The organism is Bradyrhizobium sp. 164, assembly GCF_023073715.1.
Classification (GTDB): Bacteria; Pseudomonadota; Alphaproteobacteria; order Rhizobiales; family Xanthobacteraceae; genus Bradyrhizobium.
The window spans coordinates 182,966-198,464 of the sequence record NZ_JADPKA010000018.1 but is presented as its reverse complement, the minus strand read 5'-3'; the positions used below and the strand labels follow the sequence as shown (position 1 = coordinate 198,464).

Sequence of the window (15,499 nt, the reverse complement as noted above, 5' to 3'; positions counted from 1 at the left end):
TTTGCTGGAAGGTGTCATTGTCGGCCTTGTCGGCGCTTGCGCACTGGAGCGGGCGATCCGGTATTCGAGAGGCAGTGATTGTTTGGTCGAGAGGCTGCGGCGCGCTGGATTCACCGCCCAGCCATCATCGGCCTCCGTCGAACGCTGCTGTTTTGCCCCGACGTGTCAAATGGTCTTGCCGCCAGCGTCAGCTGTTTTGCGATCCGCGTAAGCCGTTGATTCCTCTATCACCGGCTACTGTGCATGGGGTTGTTTTCGCAGTTTTGTTTTGATGCGCTCAGGACCTCAACCCGAATCTACCTGGTCCCGCCGAACAGCCGGTCCATCAACCAGCCGTCGAGCCCTGCCGCCGCCTCGGGGCGTACATTGGCGCGCGTGGGAGGCGGCGGGCGATTGTTCGTCGGTGCAGGTCCGGCCGCTGTCGGCGGGGAGACTTGCGAGGCGGCCTGCGCAAGGTTCGAAAGGCCCCAGCCGCCTGGTGAGCTCGGCAAGGCGGCCATCGGCACACCCTCATGTGCCGTGCGCATGAAGCGCGTCCAGACTTCCACCGGCAGCCCGCCGCCGGTGGCCTTCTTGGTCGGCGAGTTGTCGTCATTGCCGAGCCAGACGCCGGTGACGAGGTTGGCGGTGTAGCCGATGAACCAGGCGTCGCGGTAATCCTGGCTGGTGCCAGTCTTGCCGGCCGCCGGCCAGCCCGGGATCTCGGCCTTCTTGGCGGTGCCGTTGATCAAGGTCTCCCGCATCATCGTGTTCATCATGCCGACATAGCGCGGGTCGATCACCTGGTTGCGCTCGTCCGGCTGGCGCATGTAGAGCAGCTTGCCGCCGAGCGTCTTGATCCGCGTCACGACATGCGGCGCCACCGCGAGGCCGCCATTGGCGAACGGCGCATAGGCGCCGACCAACTCGACGACAGAGACTTCCGATGTTCCGAGCGCGATCGAGGCGTTCGGCTCGAGCTTCGAGGAGATGCCGAGCCGGTGCGCCGTGCGCACCACGTTCTTCGGTCCGACCTCGAGGCCAAGGCGGATCGCGACCGTGTTGAGCGACATCGCCAGCGCCTGCGTCAGCGTCACCGCGCCGAAATATTCGTGGGTGTAGTTCTCAGGCCTCCAGCCCTTGACCTCGATCGGGGCGTCCTGGCGAACGGTATCCGGCGTCAGCCCCTGCTCGAGCGCCGTCAGGTACACGAACGGCTTGAACGAGGAGCCCGGCTGGCGCTTTGCGGTGACCGCGCGGTTGTACTGGCTCTCGGAATAGTTCCGTCCGCCGACCATGGCGCGTACCGCGCCGTCAGGCGTCATCGCCACCAGCGCACCCTGGCTGACGTTGAACTTCACGCTCTTGGCCGCGAGCTCGTCGATGATGGCGGCTTCCGCCACGCTCTGCAGCTTCGGATCGATCGTGGTTTCAACCTTGATGCTCTCGTCGATCTGGCCGACGAGATCGTCCAGCACCTCGCCGATCCAGTCGGCGACGTAATTGACCGTTCCGGCGCCGACCGGCTTCACGTTATAGGAGGGATGGCCGATCGAGGCCTTGGCTTGCGCGTCGGTGATGAATTTCGCATCCGCCATCGCCGCGAGAACGATTTGTGCGCGCGCTTCCGCGCCCTCGGGATTGCGATTCGGCGCAAGACGCGAGGGCGATTTGACGAGGCCCGCCAGCATCGCGGCTTCGGCGATCGTCACGTTCTTGGCCGACTTGCCGAAATAGCGCTGCGCCGCGGCCTCGACCCCATAAGCGCCGGAGCCGAAATAGACGCGGTTGAGGTAGAGCTCCAAAATCTCGTTCTTGGAATGCTTGCGCTCCAGCCAGATCGCGAGCTCCGCCTCCTGCAGCTTGCGCTGCATGGTTCGCTCCTGGGTCAGGAACAGGTTTTTGGCGAGCTGCTGCGTCAGCGTCGAGCCGCCCTGCGAGACGCCGCGATGGAGCACGTTGGTGACGAGGGCGCGCAGGATGCCGACCGGGTCGATGCCGAAATGGGAATAGAAGCGGCGGTCCTCGATGGCGATGAACGCCTTGGGCAGATAGGGCGGCAGGTCTTTCAGCGCGACGTTGGCGCCGGCCATCTCGCCGCGCTGCGCCAGCATGCTGCCGTCGATGCCGACGATCTGGATCGTCGGCGGGCGCTTAGGGATTTCCAGCGACTGGATCGGCGGCAGATGGGCGCCAACATAGATCACGACGCCGATCACGGCGATCACGCCCCACAAGCTCAGCACCGCGCTCCAATAGACCAGACGGCCGAGGCTGAAGCCTCCGCGCGACTTTGCCCGTCGCTTGGCGCTGCCGGGGCCGGCCGATACCTTGCGCTCGCGCGGCGGCTCGTCGCCGGCATCGTCGCTCTTGCGCTTGGCGGATGATTTCGCTGATTTCTTCGGCTTGTCGTCGCCACCGGGAATGCGGTCCGCCGCGGTCAGGCGCAGGTCGGCGAGCGCCGCAGGCAAGCCGAATAGCGGCTCCTTCCGCCCACCCTTCTTCTTTCCCCACGCCATACGCCAAACGCCCGGTCAGCCCACCCCGCCGCACGCTAGCGGTCGCTGTTTAAGGCCCGGTTACCCAGAACTTAACGCGCAATTAGGAGGTGCGGCATTCGCCGGCCGCAGTTCCGCTTCTGGAGCGCCAGAGCTAGGATCGCTCGCATCAAGAAAAAGGAAACTCGCATGGGCCATATCGATCCGACCAAGGAGATCTTCGCGCATTTCCGGGAGAACGACCGCCCGGGCCCGATCCACATGCTCAATCTGGTGCGGCTACGCAAAGAGGCAGCCTATCCGGACGGCCGCAAGGCGAGCGGCGCCGAAGCCTATGCGGCCTATGGCCGCGAGAGCGGCCCGGTGTTCGAACGCCTCGGCGGCCGCATCGTCTGGCAAGGCAAATTCGAGCTGATGCTGATCGGTCCCCAGGAGGAGCGCTGGGACCATTGCTTCATCGCCGAATATCCGAGCGTCTCAGCCTTCGTCGAGATGATCCGCGATCCCGTCTATCGCGAGGCCGTGAAGCATAGGCAGGCAGCGGTGGAGGATTCGCGCCTGATCCGACACGCGGTGTTGCCGGTGGGGAAGAATTTTGGGGAGATACCGGAGTAGGCCCCGTCATTCCGGGGCGATGCGAATGCATCGAATGATGGTGCGCACTTGCGCACCTGAGAATCTCGACATTCCGGGTCTGGCGCTTGCGCGCCATCCCGGAATGACCGTTTAGCCTAGCCCGACGGCCCCGTGTCCTCGATGACCGGCCCGAACAGCTCCCAGCGTTCGCCGTTGAATTTCATCATCTGCATCTGCTTGTTGACGCGGTAGTCGTTGGGACCGGTGGTGATCTTGATGCCGGGCAGCGCCAGGCTCGGCGTATAGCCCTTGATGTTGGCGACCTGCTTCATGACGTTCTCACGCGTCAGGTCGTCGCCGCATTGCTTCAGCACCTGGACCAGGAGCTCCGCCACCGAATAGGCATAGGTGTTCACGGTGTTGAGCTTGTCGCCTTCCGGGAAATACTTGTCCATGAAAGCGAAGAAGGCCTTCACACCCGGATCGTCCTTCCACTGGGGATCGCCGGGGTCCTTGCCGTAATTGGTCGAGATGATGCCCTTGGAAATATCGAGGCCGGCCGGCTTCAGCGTCGCCGACACCGGGCTCGCATTGATGTCGAGGATATGCACCGGAGACCAGCCGAGGTCGGCGAGCTTCTTGATCGCCTGCGCCGCGAATTTCGGCGTCGAGGCGTCATAGAACAGGTCGACGCCCATCGACTTCAGCTTGACCACCTGGGAGTCAACGGTCGGATCGGTGACCTCGTAGGAGACCTCGCCGACGATCATGCTGGCGGCCTTGTCACCCAGGCCGCTCTTGAGGCCCGCGAGATAGTCGCGGCCCATGTCGTCGTTCTGGTAGAGCACGCCGATCTTGGCGTTGGGGTGGTTGGCGAGAATGTACTTGGCGTAGATCCTTCCTTCGGACACGTAGTTCGGATTGTAGGCAATGGTCCAGGGAAAGTTCTGCGGATCGTTGAAGCGCGCGGCGCCGGTGGACGCCAGCAGTTGCGGCACCTTCTTGCCGTTGAGATATTTTTGCACGGCGGCATTGGCTGCGGTGCCGATCAGCTGGAAGGTGAACAGCACCTCGTCGCCTTCGACCAGCTTGCGCACCTGCTCGACCGTCTTCGGCGGCGAATAGGCATCGTCATACTGGATCAGATTGATCTTGCGGCCGTTGATGCCGCCCTGATCGTTGATCATCTTGAAATAGGCGGCCTGGGTCTTGCCGATATTGGCGTAGACCGAGTAGGCACCGGAGAACGGAACGGTCTGGCCGATCTTGATCTCGGTGTCGCTCGCGCCGGTGTCGTATTTCTTCTGGGCGAGGGCTTGGCTTGCGGAGAATGCGAAGGCGAGCGCCGCCGTGGCAGCTAGGAAGGCTCTGCGATTGTCCATGTTGGTTCGTTCCTCCTGACGGAATTTTCGATCGATGGTCTTTGTCCGTTGATGCAACGGTCGCCATCGCTGCCGAAGATTGTGGAGGAACGTTCGCCGCCGCGCAAGGATCACGGCGCTGCGCCGTAGCGTCTCACGCTAAAAACTAGGCCAGGAACAATGCCACTAGCGCAACCGCCGCCGGCCGCGATCACGCACGGCTTGGTCTGGAACGCTAAGGCGGGATTGCCGTGGACGAGAGCGCAGAGGTTGGCAATCAAAATCAGGTTGAGCCCCCCCAAGCGTCAGCTTTCGGGTGGACGTTAGTACGGCCGGCGTGGCAAGTCCGGCGGCGTGTTTCGATGCAATGGTGCCGCAATGCCCGCTGGACCAACCAAAACGCCTGAACGCTTTGGTCTCGATCGCCTGGTGACGCCGATCGGGATCGCCCTGCTCGTCACCGATGCCGATGGCGCCTTGCGCGCGCTCGACTGGGCGGATTACGAGCACCGCATGCGCGAGCTGTTGCGCCTGCATTATGGGGTGGTGGATCTGAGCAATCAGCCTGCGCCGACGCAGATGCGGGCTGCGCTGTCGGGCTATTTTGAAGGCGATCTTGGCCAGCTCTCGTGCATCGCATGGCGCACCGCCGGCACGTCGTTCCAGCAGAAGGTCTGGACCGCACTTGCGCGGATTCCCGCCGGGACCGCGATGAGCTACGGCGCACTCGCGGCAAAGATAGGCATGCCCAAAGCCATTCGCGCCGTTGGCCATGCCAACGGCTCCAATCCGATCAGTGTGGTGCTGCCGTGTCATCGCCTGATCGGCGCCGATGGGTCGCTGGTGAAATACGGCGGTGGGCTGGAGCGCAAGCGCTGGCTGCTGCGGCACGAGGGGGTGGAGCTTTAGGTCTCTTCTTTTCGTCATTCCGCGGCACCCCGGAACGACAGACGAGATCACGCCGCCGGCTGCACCGCCTTGTCGCCGGCCATCACATGGGTCAGCGCGCTCTTGATCGCGGCCTGGCGGGTCGGCGCGTTGATCTGTGCGCCCAGAAGGTCGGTGACGTAGAACACATCGCGCGCGCGCTCGCCGAACGTCGCGACATGGGCCGAGGCGATGTTGAGGTTGAGCTTCGAGATCGCGGTGGTCAGCTCGTAGAGCAGGCCGGGCCGGTCGAGGCCGGAGACCTCGATCACGGTGTAGCGGTCGGACCATTGGTTGTTGATGGTCACTTCCGGCTCGATCACGAACGGCTTCGCCTTGCTGCGCACGGTGCGCCGCGCCACCACTTCCGGCAGGCGCAGCTTGCCTTCCAGCACGTCCTCGATCATCTCGCCGATCCGGGTGGCGCGCCGTCCCTCGTCCTCGTCGCGGTCATACTCCCGCGAGATCGAGATCGTGTCGAGCGCACGGCCGTCGGTGGTGGTGTAGATCTGGGCGTCGACGATGTTGGCGCCGGCCGAGGCGCAGGCTCCGGCGATGATCGAGAGCAGCCAGGGATGGTCGGCGGCGAAAATCGTGAGTTCGGTGACGCCACGCATCTCGTCGAAGCCGACATTGATCGCGAGTTTGTGGCCGGCCTGCTCGCTGGAGCGGACGAAGCGGGCATGGCGGATTTTTCGCGGCAGCTCGACCTTGAGCCAATAGGCCGGATAGTGCCGGCCGATATAGGCATCGAGCTCGTCAGCCGGCCATTCGGCGAAGGCCATGCGGAATTCGGCGTGCGCAACGGCGAGGCGCTTTCCGCGGTCGACTTCCGAGAAGCCGCCGGTGAGCACCGGCTCGGTCTCGTAATAGAGCGAGCGCAGCAGCTGCGCCTTCCAGCCGTTCCACACGCCCGGGCCGACGCCGCGGATATCGGCGGTTGTCAGGATGGTCAACAGCTTCATCTGCTCAACCGACTGCACCACGGCGGCGAAATTCTCGATCGTCTTGCGGTCCGAGAGGTCGCGCGACTGCGCGACCGTGGACATCGTCAGATGCTCCTCGATCAGCCAGGCCACGAGCTCGGTATCGGCCGGGCTGAAGCCGAGCCGGGGGCACAGCCGCCGCGCCACCTTGGCGCCGGCAATGGAGTGATCCTCGAGGCGGCCCTTGGCGACGTCGTGCAGCAGCGTCGCGATGTAGATGACAGGCCGGTGCTCGGGCCTGATCTTGCGGAACAGGTCGCTGGCCAGCACGAACTCCTCGATGCCGCCGCGCTCGATGTCCTGAAGGAAGCCGATGCAGCGGATCAGGTGCTCGTCGACGGTGTAGTGATGATACATGTTGAACTGCATCATCGAGACGATCTTGCCGAAGGCGCGAATGAAGTGGCCGAGCACGCCGGTCTCGTTCATCCGCCGCAGCACGATCTCGGCATTGTCGGAGATGAGGATCTCCATGAACAGCCGGTTGGCCTCGGGATTCTCGCGCAGTTGCGCGTTGATCAGGCCCAGCGAGCGCGTCACACCGCGCATCGCATCCGGATGGAAGGCGAGGTTGTTCTTCTGCGCCAGGCGGAAAATGCGGATCAGATTGACCGGATCGTGCTTGAAGACGTCGGGCGCGGCGATGTTGATGCGATTGTTGTCGACGATGAAATCGTCGCTGTCAGGCACGCGCCGCTTCACGGTGCTGGGCCGCAGCCGCGCCATCATCCGGCTCAGCACCGGCGCGGGCTTGGCCTGCTGGTCCTCGAGCTTGGCGCAGAGAATGGCGGTGAGGTTGCCGACTTCCTTGGCGACCAGGAAGTAGTGTTTCATGAAGCGCTCGACGTCCTGCATGCCGGGATGCGAGGTGTAGCCGAGCCTGACCGCGATCTCGCGCTGGAGGTCGAAGGAGAGGCGCTCTTCGGCGCGATTGCAGTAGAAATGCAGATTGCAGCGCACCGACCAGAGGAAATCGGCGCAGCGGCGGAAGCTGCGATATTCCTGCGCGTCGAACACGCCGCGCTCGACCAGCTCGTCGGTGTCGCGGACGCGATAGACGTATTTTGCGATCCAGAACAGCGTGTGCAGGTCGCGCAGGGCGCCCTTACCGTCCTTGACATTCGGTTCGACAAGATAGCGCGACTGGCCGCCGCGGCGATGCCGCTCCTCGCGCTCGGCGAGTTTTGCGGTGACGAATTCGGACGCGGTGCCCTGCACCACCTCCTTGTCGAAGCGCTCGACCAATTCGTCATAGAGCGGCTTGTCGCCGGTCAGGAAGCGCGTCTCCAGGATCGCGGTGCGGATCGTCATGTCGCCGCGCGCCTGCCGGATCGACTCGTCGACCGAGCGCGTGGCGTGGCCGACCTTCAGTCCCATGTCCCAGAGGCAGTAGAGGATGGCTTCAGCGACCTGCTCGCCCCAGGCGGTCTGCTTGTAGGGCAGGATGAACAGCAGATCGATGTCGGATTCCGGCGCCATCAGCCCGCGGCCATAGCCGCCGGTCGCCACCACCGCCATGCGCTCGGCGCCGCTCGGGATTGGTGAGCGGTAGAGATGCCGGGTCGCGGCCGAATACAGGATGCGGATGATCTCGTCCTGGACGTGGCACAGTCGCTCGGCGCAGCGCCTTCCGTGGCGGTCCCTGAGCAGGATCGCCTGTGCGGCGGCGCGCGCCGCGATCAACTCGGCCTTGAGCAATTGCGCCATGGCGGTGCGGAACGCGTCCTCGCGGCCCTCGTGCTTTTCGGCGAGCGCATCGACCGCGGCGGTGATCCGCGCGCTGTCGAAGCGGTCATCCGTTTCGGGCTTCTGCTCAGTCGCGACGCTGTCCATGTCTCACCGGATATAAGAGGCGGCAGGCGCTGTCACCCGCGATTCTCTGGCAATAGTCGTTCCATGCTGGAAAGCTGCGGCTTTGGGTAAATCTGTTCTCGGGCTGCGCGCCTGCAAGGGACGGATTTTCTCGTTGACCTCTAGAAATAACTCCTTGAAAAACAATGAAATTTTGGAGGAGCTGGGCATGGCCAGGATTACACGACGCATTCTGTTGGCAGGAGCCGTAGCGCTCGCATTGACCCCTGCGGCACGAGCGGCGGATCCGCTCAAGGAGATCCGCATCGACTGGGCGACCTACAATCCGGTGTCGATGGTCCTGAAGCAGAAGGGACTGCTGGAGAAAGAGTTCGCCAAGGACGGGGTCACGATCACCTGGGTGCAGTCGGCCGGCTCGAACAAGGCGCTCGAATTCCTTAACGCCGGCTCGATCGATTTCGGCTCGACCGCGGGCTCCGCCGCGCTGGTCGCCCGCATCAACGGCAATCCGATCAAGTCGATCTATGTCTATTCGCGTCCCGAATGGACGGCGCTGGTGACATCAAAGGATTCCAAGATCGCTGGCGTTGCCGATCTCAAGGGCAAGCGCGTTGCGGTGACGCGCGGCACTGATCCGCACATCTTCCTGGTTCGCGCACTGCTTGGCGCGGGTCTCACGGAAAAGGACATCACGCCGGTGCTGCTCCAGCACGCCGACGGCAAGACCGCGCTGGTCCGCGGCGACGTCGATGCTTGGGCTGGCCTCGATCCGATGATGGCGCAGGCCGAGGTCGAAGAGGGCGCAAAGCTGTTTTACCGCAAGGCCGATGCCAATACCTGGGGCATCCTCAATGTGCGGGAGCAGTTCCTGAAGGATTATCCGGACACTGCTCGCCGCGTCCTCGCGGTTTACGAGGAAGCGCGGAAATACTCGCTGGCGAATTACGACGAGCTGAAGAAGACTTTCATCGCGGTCACAAAACTGCCCGAGGCGGTCGTGGACAAGCAGCTCAAGGAGCGCACCGAGCTCACCCACAGCCGCATCGGCGCGCCCCAGCGCGAATCGATCCTCGCCGCGGGTCTCGCGCTCCAGCAGGCAGGCGTCGTCGACGCCAAGGTCGACGTCAAGGCGACGCTGGATGCCCTGATCGACGACCAGGTTCCGCTGCCGACGAATTGAGGCTCCTTGCATTCCCCGACCAGACGCGCTTGCTATGGCCATGATCTCCGACGCGCCAGTCCTGCAACAATCCTCGGAGCCAGCCGAAACCGCGGCTGCGCCTTCGCGCATCGTCCGCTACGCGCGGCCGGTGCTGGGTGTGCTGCTGCCGCTGACGTTGGCGCTTGGCTGGGAGCTCGTGGTCTGGGTCGGCTGGTCCAACGGACGGCTGGTGCCCCCGCCCTCGCGCGTGTTTGCCAACATCACCGAGCTCGCCCGCTCCGGCGAGCTGGTGCGCCACATCACAGCGACGCTGTGGCGGGTCGCTCTCGGCTTCGCCTTCGGCGTGGTCGCGGGCACACTGTTAGGCGCCATCTCCGGCTATTGGTCGCTGGCGCGGCGGCTGCTCGATCCGACCGTGCAGGCGCTGCGCGCGATCCCTTCACTGGCCTGGGTGCCGCTGTTCATTCTCTGGCTCGGCATCTTCGAGACCTCGAAGATCGCGCTGATCGCGGTCGGCGTGTTCTTTCCGGTCTATCTCGGCGTGATGGGCGCGATCCTCGCGGTCGACCGCAAGATCGTCGAGGTCGGCCGCACCTTCCGCCTCTCAGGGCCCGCCATGATCCGGCGCATCCTGTTGCCCGCGGTGCTGCCGGCCTATGTCGTGTCATTGCGCGTTGGCCTCGGTCTGGGCTGGATGTTCGTGGTGGCGGCCGAGCTGATCGGCGCCTCCGAAGGCCTAGGCTACCTCCTGCTCGACGGCCAGCAGCTTGGCAAGCCCGCACAGATCCTCGCGGCCATCGTGATCTTCGCCATTCTCGGCAAGCTCACGGACTGGCTGATCGAAGTCGCGGCCGCGCCCTTCCTGCGCTGGCAGGATGCCTTCGGACGCGCGAAGGGAGCGTGACGCGATGCTGGCGCTCCACCGGGTCAGCAAGACCTATCCCAACGGCGTAGAGGCGCTGGCGCGCTTCTCCGCCGAGATCCACCAAGGCGAGATCGTCGCCATCATCGGCGGCTCCGGCTGCGGCAAATCAACATTGCTGCGCGCCATCGCCGGCCTCGATCGCGCCAGCTCCGGGACGGTGACGCTCGACGATGAGGCGATCGCCTCGCCGCATGCCAAGATCGGCATCATCTTCCAGGAGCCGCGGCTTTTGCCCTGGCTCAGCGTCGCTGACAATATCGGCTTCGGACTTGCCGATCTGCCCGCAGCCGAGCGGCGCGAGAAGGTGGCGCGCGCGCTCGAACGCGTCCGGCTCACCGAGAAGGCGCAGGCCTGGCCGCGCGAGCTCTCCGGCGGGCAGGCGCAGCGCGTCGCGATCGCACGCGCACTGGTGCCGCAGCCGGAGGTGCTGCTGCTCGATGAGCCGTTCTCGGCGCTTGACGCCTTCACCCGTCGCGACCTTCAGGATCATCTGCTCGACCTCTGGGCCGATACGCGGCCGACCTTGATGCTCGTCACACATGACGTCGACGAAGCTGTCGTGCTGGCCGATCGCGTGCTGGTGATGCGGCCGCGGCCCGGCCGATTGTTCGATCGGATCGAGATCAATCTGGGTCGGCCGCGCGACCGCAATTCGCCGCTGTTCGAGAACTTCAAGCGAAGTGTGCTGACGTCACTCGACCGTTCACTCGACCGCAGCGTGCCCGACCGTGACGCAACCCAGGGTCCCGGTCAGGCCATGTGGTGGTGACAATTCGTCTCCAAGCCGGTACATCGAGGGGCAATCTTCCGGGAGAGAACGAACATGGACGCTGCCCAATTGCGCCGGATGCAGGCCCCGATCAAGGAGCGCTACAAGACTGATCCGAAGGCCGCGCTGATCACGCTGAAGGCGAAGGGTTCGACCGACAGCGAAGGCATCGCCTGCAAGGTCGAGACCGGACGCGCCATTGCGATGGCCGGCCTGCATCCGGCCACCGGCGGCTCCGGCCTCGAGCTGTGCTCCGGCGACATGTTGCTGGAAGCGCTGGTCGCCTGCGCCGGCGTCACGCTGAAATCGGTTGCGACCGCGATCGAGGTGCCCTTGAAGACCGGCAACGTCTATGCCGAGGGTGATCTCGATTTCCGCGGCACGCTCGGCGTCGATAAGGAGACCCCGGTCGGCTTCGCCGAGATCCGGCTGCGCTTCGAGGTCGACACCGACGCGCCGCAGGATAAGCTCGATCTGTTGCTGAAGCTCACCGAGCGCTATTGCGTGGTCTATCAGACCATCAAGAACGGCCCGAAGGTGTCGGTGTCGATGCAGCGGATGTAGCTGCCCATTTCCATTGGGAGAGGTTGCGCCGACGGCGCGGGTGAGGGGCGTTCTCTCGTGGGGACCTGAAGCCGTCACCCGATGTGCTGTGCAAATCGACCTCTCCCTCCGGGAGAGGTGAACGAACCCGCGGATAATTCGCCTCAACAAAAATCATCCCGCGCTAGATGTCCCCCGATCTCCACCTCATCCTTTTCCTTCTCCTGCGCATGGCGATCGCGGCGGCGTTCGTCGTGACGGCGTCGATCATCACCGAACGTTCCGGCCCAGTGATCGGTGCGCTGGTGGCGACGCTACCGATCTCAGCGGGTCCTTCCTATGTCTTTCTCGCGCTCGACCATGACGCCGCCTTCATCGCGCAAGGGGCGCTGTCGAGCCTTCCCGTCAACGCGGCGACGATCGTGCTTGGCCTCTGCTATGTCGTGCTGGCGCAGCGGCACAATCTGCTGGTGAGTGCCGGCAGCGCGATCGCCGTGTGGATCGTGCTGGCCTCCATCATCCGCCTGTTCGACTGGACCTTGACGGCCGGACTCGCCGTGAACCTGATTGCCTTCGGAATCTGCATTCCGCTGCTCGCTAAGTACCGCCATGTGAAGATGCCGTTAGTGACGCGTCGCTGGTACGACATTCCGTTCCGCGCCGCTTTGGTGGCGACGCTCGTCGCCATCGTGGTTTCCACCTCGGGCTGGGTCGGCCCGCGCGTCTCCGGCGTCATCGCGCTCTACCCGATCGTCTTCACCAGCATGATGGTGATCCTGCATCCGCGCATCGGTGGCCCGCCGACCGCCGCGGTGCTTGCCAATTCTGCCTGGGGCTTGCTCGGCTTCGGTATGGCGATTGCCGTGATGCATGTCGGCGCCGCAAACTTCGGCTCCGCGATAGGCCTCAGCATGGGGCTCGCCACCTGCATCGTGTGGAACCTGACGCTGTGGTGGAATGGACGAAGGAAGCGGCTGGCGCACTAACCTTCGTCGTTGCAAGGATCGAGGCGACGAAGCATCCAGACGATCGCGGGGAGAGAGAATGGATTGCTTCGCTCCGCTCGCAATGACGATTGCGGTCGCGGCGTGCTTATTGCTTCGGCAGCTTGGCCTTCAACGCATACAGCGCATCCAGCGCCTCGCGCGGCGACATCTCGTCGGGATGTAACGCCTTCACCGCTTCCATGAGAAGCTCCGCTTCGCTCGGCGGCGCGGCCTCCGCCGCGGCGCGCGAGGGCACGGCGAACAGCGGCAGATCGTCGGCGAGGGCGCGGGCGGTCTGGCCGCGGTCCTGGGCCTCCAGCTTGGCCAGCACCGATTTGGCTCGCGTGATCACGGCCGGTGGCAGGCCGGCGAGCTTGGCCACCTGAATGCCGTAGGAGCGATCGGCCGAGCCCGGCAGCACCTCGTGCAGGAACACGACATTGCCCTGCCATTCCTTCACGCGCACGGTGGCGTTGAACATGCGCGGCAGTTTTGCCGAGAGCGCCGTCAGCTCGTGATAATGCGTGGCGAACAGCGTGCGGCAGCGATTGCTCTCGTGCAGATGCTCGATCGCGGCCCAGGCGATCGAGAGGCCGTCGAAGGTCGCGGTGCCGCGGCCAATCTCGTCGAGGATCACGAGTGCGCGCTCGCCGGCCTGATTCAGGATCGCCGCGGTCTCGACCATCTCCACCATGAAGGTGGAGCGGCCGCGGGCGAGATCGTCGGCCGCGCCGACCCGCGAGAACAGGCGATCGACGATGCCGATCCTCGCCCGCGCGGCCGGCACAAAACTGCCGATCTGCGCCATCAGGGCGATCAGTGCGTTCTGGCGCAGGAATGTGGATTTACCTGCCATATTCGGACCGGTGAGCAGCCAGAGCTGGCCTGACTTCTGTCCGGGTGCCGGCGAGAGGTCGCAGGCATTGGCGATGAACGGCTCGCCATTGCGCTTGAGCGCCTGCTCCACCACGGGATGGCGGCCGGCTTCGATCGCAAAGCCGAGCGAGGTGTCGACCTCGGGCCGCACGTAATTCTCGTCGACCGCCAGCTTGGCCAGCGACGTCGCGACATCGAGCAGCGCAAAGCCGTGCGCGGCGGCGCGCAAGTCTTCGCTGATCTCGAGCGCCTTGGCGCAGAGCCGCTCGAAGATCTCGAGCTCGAGCCCGAGCGCGCGGTCGCCGGCATTGGCGATCTTGGCCTCCATCTCGCCCAGCTCCGAGGTCGTGAAGCGCACCTGGCCCGCCAGCGTCTGGCGATGAATGAAGGTCGCATTCAGCGGCGGCGACATCAGCTTGTCGCCGTGCTGCGCGGTCACCTCGACGAAATAGCCGAGCACATTGTTGTGCCGGATCTTCAGGGCCTTCACGCCGGTTTGGTCGGCGTAGCGGGCTTGCATCGAGGCCACCACCAGGCGCGAAGCATCGCGCAGGTTGCGGGCTTCGTCGAGCGCAGGCTCGTAAGCCTGGCGCACGAAGCCGCCGTCGCGCTTGATCAATGGCAGTTGCTCATCGAGCGCGCCGGCAAACTCGGTCGCCAGCGCGCGAGATGGCTTTTGCAGCGCCGCCATCACCGCCACGATCTCCTGCGGCGGCTGGTCGAGCTCGGACAGCCGCGTCAGCACCTGGTCGGCGGCGATGATGCCGTCGCGGATGCCGGCGAGGTCGCGCGGTCCGCCGCGGCCGACCGAGAGACGGGCCAGCGCCCGTGACATGTCGGGCGCGCCGCGCAAAATGCTGCGGATGTCTTCGCGCGCGGCGGAATCGGTAACGAAGGTTCCGACAGCATCGAGCCGCCGCGCGATCGCCAGCGCATCGGTCAGTGGCGCCGCCAGTCGCTGCGCCAGCAGCCGCGAACCGGCCGAGGTCACCGTGCAGTCGATCGCGTCGAGCAGCGAGCCGCGGCGTTCGCCGGCGAGCGTGCGCGTCAATTCGAGATTGGCGCGGGTGGCCGGATCGATCGCCATGGTTGCGCCCGAGGCTTCGCGCGCCGGCGGCGGCAGCGGCGGATGCTTGCCGACCTGGGTGCGGTCGACGTAGGTGACGGCGGCGGCCGCAGCGGTGGCTTCCAGACGCGTGAGCTGCGCCAGCCCATCCATTGTGGCGACAGCGAAATAGTCGCACAGCCGCTTCTCGGCGGTGGCGCCGTCGAACACGTCGCGGGTCAGCGGCGTTACCGCCGGCAGCTCGCGCAACATCTGTCCGAGCTCGCTGTCGTTATAGAGCGCGTCGGTGACGATCGCCTCGTTCGGATTGATGCGCGCCAGCGTGGCGGCGAGCTCGCCGCCGCCGCACTCCGTCACCATGAATTCGGCGGTCGAGATGTCGATCCAGGCAAGGCCGAAGCGGTCGCCACCGGCGGAGGAGCGGGCGCGCGCGATCGCCAGCAGGTAGTTGTTCGCACGCGCGTCCAACAGCGTGTCCTCGGTCAGCGTGCCCGGCGTGACCAGCCGCACCACGCCGCGGCGCACCACGCTCTTGTTCCCGCGCGCCTTGGCCGCAGCGGGATCCTCGGTCTGCTCGCAGACAGCGACCCGGTGGCCGGCTGATATCAGGCGGTGCAGATAATCCTCGGAGCGTTCGACCGGCACGCCGCACATCGGGATATCCGCGCCCTGATGCTTGCCGCGCTTGGTCAAGACGATGCCGAGCGTCTTCGAGGCAATTTCGGCGTCCTCGAAGAACAATTCGTAGAAATCGCCCATCCGGTAGAACAGCAGCAAGCCCTGATGCGCCGCCTTGATCTCGAGGTACTGTTCCATCATGGGCGTGACACGCGCGGCAGCTTCCGCCTGCGGCGCGGGCGTGTCGTCGGGAGGCGGTACAGGTATTGGCTGTTGCATTGCCATGGGCGGTGCAACCTACAAAATTTCGCTCCCCGGTCCTATCGCTTTGGCCGGGCAGGTGAGGTTTTCCACGTTGTCCGCACCGCGGCATGCGTTGCGGGCGGCTGGCCCCCTGCGAGTCGCACGCGAAACC

11 protein-coding genes are annotated in these 15,499 nt (G+C 64.9%); 7 read left to right on the top strand and 4 right to left on the bottom strand.

Features of this window, described 5'->3' with window-relative positions:
* Window positions 1-296 precede the first annotated feature (296 nt).
* On the bottom strand, window positions 297-2,498 hold the full coding sequence (locus IVB01_RS07060; RefSeq protein WP_247494326.1) for a penicillin-binding protein 1A: 2,202 nt from the start codon (window positions 2,496-2,498) through the stop codon (window positions 297-299).
* A gap of 168 nt (window positions 2,499-2,666) precedes the next feature.
* On the opposite strand from IVB01_RS07060, the gene IVB01_RS07055 reads away from it, so the two are divergent.
* Window positions 2,667-3,092: a DUF1330 domain-containing protein gene (locus IVB01_RS07055; protein WP_247281983.1), complete on the top strand. Its 426-nt coding sequence runs from the start codon at window positions 2,667-2,669 to the stop codon at window positions 3,090-3,092.
* Window positions 3,093-3,208: 116 nt separating this feature from the next.
* Here the strand turns inward: IVB01_RS07055 and IVB01_RS07050 are convergent, their stop codons facing one another.
* Entirely contained in the window at window positions 3,209-4,435 is a 1,227-nt protein-coding gene (locus IVB01_RS07050; RefSeq protein ID WP_247281982.1) for an ABC transporter substrate-binding protein, read from the bottom strand.
* Window positions 4,436-4,792: 357 nt separating this feature from the next.
* On the opposite strand from IVB01_RS07050, the gene IVB01_RS07045 reads away from it, so the two are divergent.
* The gene (locus tag IVB01_RS07045) at window positions 4,793-5,323 is read left to right on the top strand and encodes a methylated-DNA--[protein]-cysteine S-methyltransferase (protein WP_247281981.1); all 531 of its coding nucleotides are present in this window, start codon (window positions 4,793-4,795) and stop codon (window positions 5,321-5,323) included.
* A gap of 47 nt (window positions 5,324-5,370) precedes the next feature.
* On the opposite strand, the gene IVB01_RS07040 is transcribed toward IVB01_RS07045, so the two are convergent.
* The gene (locus IVB01_RS07040) at window positions 5,371-8,160 is read right to left on the bottom strand and encodes a [protein-PII] uridylyltransferase (protein WP_247281980.1); all 2,790 of its coding nucleotides are present in this window, start codon (window positions 8,158-8,160) and stop codon (window positions 5,371-5,373) included.
* A gap of 187 nt (window positions 8,161-8,347) precedes the next feature.
* On the opposite strand from IVB01_RS07040, the gene IVB01_RS07035 reads away from it, so the two are divergent.
* The 5 genes from IVB01_RS07035 to IVB01_RS07015 all read left to right on the top strand — a co-directional run bounded on the left by IVB01_RS07035 (window position 8,348) and on the right by IVB01_RS07015 (window position 12,524).
* The gene (locus IVB01_RS07035) at window positions 8,348-9,319 is read left to right on the top strand and encodes an aliphatic sulfonate ABC transporter substrate-binding protein (protein WP_247281979.1); all 972 of its coding nucleotides are present in this window, start codon (window positions 8,348-8,350) and stop codon (window positions 9,317-9,319) included.
* Between the two features lie 40 nt (window positions 9,320-9,359).
* Complete coding sequence (locus IVB01_RS07030) at window positions 9,360-10,205, top strand: ABC transporter permease (RefSeq protein ID WP_247282056.1); 846 nt, start codon at window positions 9,360-9,362, stop codon at window positions 10,203-10,205.
* 4 nt (window positions 10,206-10,209) lie between these two features.
* Window positions 10,210-10,995 (top strand): ABC transporter ATP-binding protein, encoded by a 786-nt coding sequence (locus IVB01_RS07025; protein ID WP_247281978.1) that lies wholly within the window; start codon window positions 10,210-10,212, stop codon window positions 10,993-10,995.
* A gap of 54 nt (window positions 10,996-11,049) precedes the next feature.
* Entirely contained in the window at window positions 11,050-11,559 is a 510-nt protein-coding gene (locus tag IVB01_RS07020; protein WP_247281977.1) for an OsmC family protein, read from the top strand.
* 167 nt (window positions 11,560-11,726) lie between these two features.
* Window positions 11,727-12,524 (top strand): hypothetical protein, encoded by a 798-nt coding sequence (locus IVB01_RS07015; protein WP_247281976.1) that lies wholly within the window; start codon window positions 11,727-11,729, stop codon window positions 12,522-12,524.
* Between the two features lie 106 nt (window positions 12,525-12,630).
* Here the strand turns inward: IVB01_RS07015 and mutS are convergent, their stop codons facing one another.
* Complete coding sequence (gene mutS / locus IVB01_RS07010; RefSeq protein ID WP_247494325.1) at window positions 12,631-15,369, bottom strand: DNA mismatch repair protein MutS; 2,739 nt, start codon at window positions 15,367-15,369, stop codon at window positions 12,631-12,633.
* Window positions 15,370-15,499: the final 130 nt, after the last annotated feature.